The 4,565-nt window shown below is 28.9% G+C and carries 3 protein-coding genes; 1 reads left to right on the top strand and 2 read right to left on the bottom strand.

Annotated elements, in window-relative coordinates; genetic code table 11:
* Positions 1-4: 4 nt before the first annotated feature.
* Positions 5-133, bottom strand: a complete 129-nt coding sequence (locus tag NSA58_RS16470; protein ID WP_257560704.1) for a hypothetical protein — start codon at positions 131-133, stop codon at positions 5-7.
* 380 nt (positions 134-513) lie between these two features.
* On the opposite strand from NSA58_RS16470, the gene NSA58_RS16465 reads away from it, so the two are divergent.
* Entirely contained in the window at positions 514-2,253 is a 1,740-nt protein-coding gene (locus NSA58_RS16465) for an ABC-F family ATP-binding cassette domain-containing protein (protein WP_074429773.1), read from the top strand.
* 182 nt (positions 2,254-2,435) lie between these two features.
* On the opposite strand, the gene NSA58_RS16460 is transcribed toward NSA58_RS16465, so the two are convergent.
* Positions 2,436-4,544 carry a heavy metal translocating P-type ATPase gene (locus tag NSA58_RS16460; protein ID WP_074079561.1) on the bottom strand — a complete coding sequence of 703 codons (2,109 nt, stop codon included), beginning with the start codon at positions 4,542-4,544 and terminating at the stop codon, positions 2,436-2,438.
* Between the last annotated feature and the right edge of the window lie 21 nt (positions 4,545-4,565).

Raw genomic sequence — 4,565 nt, 5'->3', positions numbered from 1 at the left:
CGATCTAGGTTATATTTAAAAGTAAGTCTGTTAAACCTTTATTAATTTCTTTTGTTATTATATTTTTTTTACTAGCATAAACTCCCACACTAATTATTAAAAATAAAGATATTATTCCTTCAAGTGCCATCATATGATTGATCCTTTCTACCAAAATTTTCATTATTATAATAATTTTAGCAGAGTTTCACATTATTATCTCTATTATAAAAATAAATAAAGGGAACTTGACTTTAATAGCAAATTCCCTTTATACCAATTAAATATTTCCAAACCGCAAGAAGATATTTTGATTAAAAAGATTTTGCTAGAGCTAAATTATAAAGTGAAGTTAATATTATAGTAATAATATAAAATAATTGAAATTAGTCTTAAAAAATGTTATGCTATCAAAAGTAAATTAAAAAGAATGTCGTTACTATATATACAATCAATCGGGAAATTACGATTGATAATATATTGAAGAGCTTATTTTTATAGGCTCTTTTTAAATGATAAAGAGAGGTAATAAATATGATAAAAGTTGACAACTTGTCCTACTCGTTCCCGCAAACAGATCTATATAATAATGTTTCATTTACATTAGAAGAGGGTCAACACTGTGCTTTTATAGGCGCAAGTGGTAGCGGAAAAAGTACACTTATAGATATAATAATGGATCCAGAAAGATATATGTTCCATGGGAAGTTGGAAATGGATCCAAGTTGTAGAATTGGGTATGTAAGCCAGTTCTCACAAGTAGATAAAATAAAGGAAACGAGCGTGTTCCAATATATAGCTGAACCATTTATTAAGCTACAAGATGAAATATCATCTCTTTGTGAAGAAATGGGAACTTCTGATGATATTGAGACTTTACTAGAAAAGTACCAAGAAGCTTTAGATGCATTTGAAGCAATTGATGGAGATAACTATGAAAGCAATATTAATAAGAAGCTAAATCTTGCAAATTTAAGCAAGCATAAAGATAAAATGATATCTGAGCTTAGTGGTGGGGAATTTAAACTTATTCAAGTAATAAAGGAAATGTTGAACTCTCCAGATTTAATGATTATGGATGAGCCAGATGTATTCTTAGATTTTGAAAATCTTAATGCTCTTAAGAATTTAATTAATTCTCACAAGAAAACAATTTTAGTTATTACGCACAATAGATATTTATTAAACCATTGCTTTAACAAAATTATACACCTGGAAAATACAGAAATTCAAGAATTTGATGGAAGATATATTGATTACAACTTCTCTCTTCTTCAAACTAAAATCGAAATGCAAGAGCTTGCCATTGCTGATGAAGAAGAAATTGCTAGAAATGAAGCTTTAATTGAAATACTGCGAGAAAAAGCAACTTATAATGCTGAAGCTTCTAGAGGTAGAGCTTTAAAGGCTAGAGTTAAAATACAAGAAAGATTAGAAGCAAATAGAATTAAAGCTCCATTTGTTGATATTAAACAGCCATACATCAATTTAGAGACAAAAAATGAAATTGAAGAAACTGTTGCTTTAAAAGTTAAAGATTTTAATATATCATTTGATGAAGTTCTTTTAGAAAATGTTAACTTTGAAATAAAATCTACTGATAAAGTAGCTATTGTTGGTACAAATGGTGTTGGAAAGACTACTTTATTAAAAGAGATATTCAAAAACAATAACAAGGCTATTGAAATAAATGAAGATATTGAAATGTCTTATTTATCTCAAATGCAAGGTGAAGCAGTAAATGAGTCTAATACCATACTTCAAGAGTTCTATGACGTGGGATTTGAAACTTATGGTGAGATTAGAAGATATGTTGGAAAATATGGCTTTGATGCAGATATACTTACACAAAAGATAGAATCTTTATCTGGTGGAGAAAAGAACATCCTTCAACTTGCTAAGGTTTCTGCTAGTAAAGCAAATATGCTTTTAATGGATGAGCCTACAAGCCACTTAGATATTTATTCACAAATGGCTCTAGAAAAAGCTATCGCAGATTATAAAGGTGCTATTTTGATGATTTCTCATGATTATCATTTTATAGTTAATTGTGTGGATTATGTTTTACTGATTGAAGATAAGACAATTAGAAAAATGAGTATGAGAAAGTTTAGAAAAATGATTTATGCTAATCATTTTGATAAGGACTATTTACAAATTGAAGAAAAGAAAAAGTCAGTTGAGATGGAGATTGCATCTGCTTTAAAGAATACTGATTTTGAACGTGCAAGAGCTTTATCTGAAGGATTGGAAGAACTTATTAAGATGCTTTAGATATATGATATTATAGAAATAAATAAAACTTATAAAATACACCCCCAATGCCAGGAAATTTCCATAAACAATTGGGGGTGTTCTTTATAATCATACTACTTTATGCAAATGTACTAAGTAACTAAGAATTCTATAAAAGAACTTTCATATAAAGAATCCTCATAATTCTGTGGTTATATTCTTTATTTTAATTTATAATTCATTATTCTCATGGAGTTTATGACGGCTATTAATGTAACTCCCACATCAGCAAACACAGCTTCCCACATATTTGCAAATCCTATTGCACCTAGGAAAAGTACTATAAATTTTACAACTAAAGCTAATATTATATTTTGCCATACAATCTTTTGTGTTCTTTTTGAAATATTTATACCATCTATTAGTTTTGATGGCTGATCATTCATTATTACTACATCAGCTGCTTCTATGGCAGCATCTGAACCAAGCCCTCCCATAGCCACACCTATATCAGCTATAGCAAGTACAGGAGCATCATTTATTCCATCACCAACAAATACTAAAACGCCTTTTGGACTTTTTTCTTTATACAATTGTTCTACTTTTTTTACTTTTTCATCTGGCAACAACTCTGATTCTACTGAACTTATACCTAGTTCTTTTGCTACATTTTGTGCAACTTCTTTACTATCGCCAGTTAACATAACTAGCGTTTTAACTCCTATATTTTTTAAGCCTTCTATGGTTTTTTTAGAGTCTTCTTTTATTTCATCAGAAATAATTATATAGCCATAGTATTTTCCTTGTACTGCTATATGAACTATTGTTCCTACTTCATTTATTTCTTCATATTTAATATTTTCTTTTTTCATTAGCTTGTCATTTCCAGCTAGTACTTTTTTATTGTTTATTGTAACACTAAGACCGTGACCAGATATTTCATTGTAATCTTTTATTTTATTTTTATCTATTTCCTCTTCATAAGCTTTAACTATTGATAAACCTATGGGATGATTTGAATAATACTCTGCATATGCTGCAAATTCTAAAAGTTCCTCTTGTGATACAAAATCTTCATTGTTTATTTTTGTTACTTTAAACACTCCCTTTGTAAGTGTTCCTGTTTTATCAAATACAACAGTTTCTGTTTTGCTCAATGATTCTAAATAATTACTTCCTTTAATAAGTAATCCACTTTTAGATGCTGTTCCAATTCCTGAAAAGAATCCCAAAGGTATTGAAATAACCAGACCACAAGGACAAGATACTACTAAAAATACCAATGCTCTATATATCCAATCATTCCATGGATTTTTAAATAGCAATGGGGGAATCATAGCAAGACCTAAAGCCACTATAACTACTACAGGTGTATAGTATTTTGCAAACTTAGTAATAAAGTTTTCAGTTTCAGCCTTGTTACTACTTGCATTTTCCACCAAATCTAAAATTTTGGAAACTGTTGATTCCTCAAATCTTTTATTTACTTTTATTTCTAAAACTCCGTTATTGTTTATGGAACCTGATAAAATATCACTGCCCTTCTCTACTTTAACTGGTAGTGATTCTCCTGTTAGAGCAGATGTATTTATCATTGACTTACCTTCTATAACAACACCATCTAAAGGTACTTTTTCACCAGCTTTTACAACTATAATATCATCTATGTTTATTTCTTCTGGAGAAACTTTTCTTATTTCATTATTTATTTTTAAATTTGCATAATCTGGCCTAATATCCATCAATGCTGAAATTGATCTTCTAGATTTATTAACAGCATAGGACTGAAAACTTTCTCCAACTTTATAAAATAGCATAACAGCTACACCTTCAGGATATTGACCTATGGCAAATGCTCCTATGGTAGCTAAGGCCATTAAGAAATTTTCATCAAATACATTTCCTCTGAATATATTTTTTACAGCTTTTATAACCACATCTGCACCTAGTAAAATGTAACTTATAAAGAATACTATAAATTCCCAAGGTGGTACAAGATTTGTAAATACGCCAACAAAAAATATTATACCTCCCATAATCAATAAACCAATTTCTCGTTTTCTCTCTTTTTCTTCTTCATCCTTTTCATTATCATCATCAATTTTAGTAACATTAATATTAGGTTCTATTATTTTTATCTTATTTTTTATTTTATCAAGTACGATTTCCCTATCTTCACTTTGTTCTATCTCCACAGTCAATTTAGATGATACAAAATTTACATTTGACTTTTTAACTCCATCAATTTTATTTATTTCTATATCTATTTTATCTGCACAACTTGCACAATCTATATTCTTAAGCAATAATGTACTTTTTGTGGATGACATTTTATAATGCTCCTTTCTTAA

This window comes from Terrisporobacter muris, assembly GCF_024621905.1.
GTDB lineage: Bacteria > Bacillota > Clostridia > Peptostreptococcales > Peptostreptococcaceae > Terrisporobacter > Terrisporobacter muris.
The sequence above is the reverse complement of the archived record's forward strand: the minus strand, read 5'-3'. Positions and strand labels throughout refer to the sequence as shown.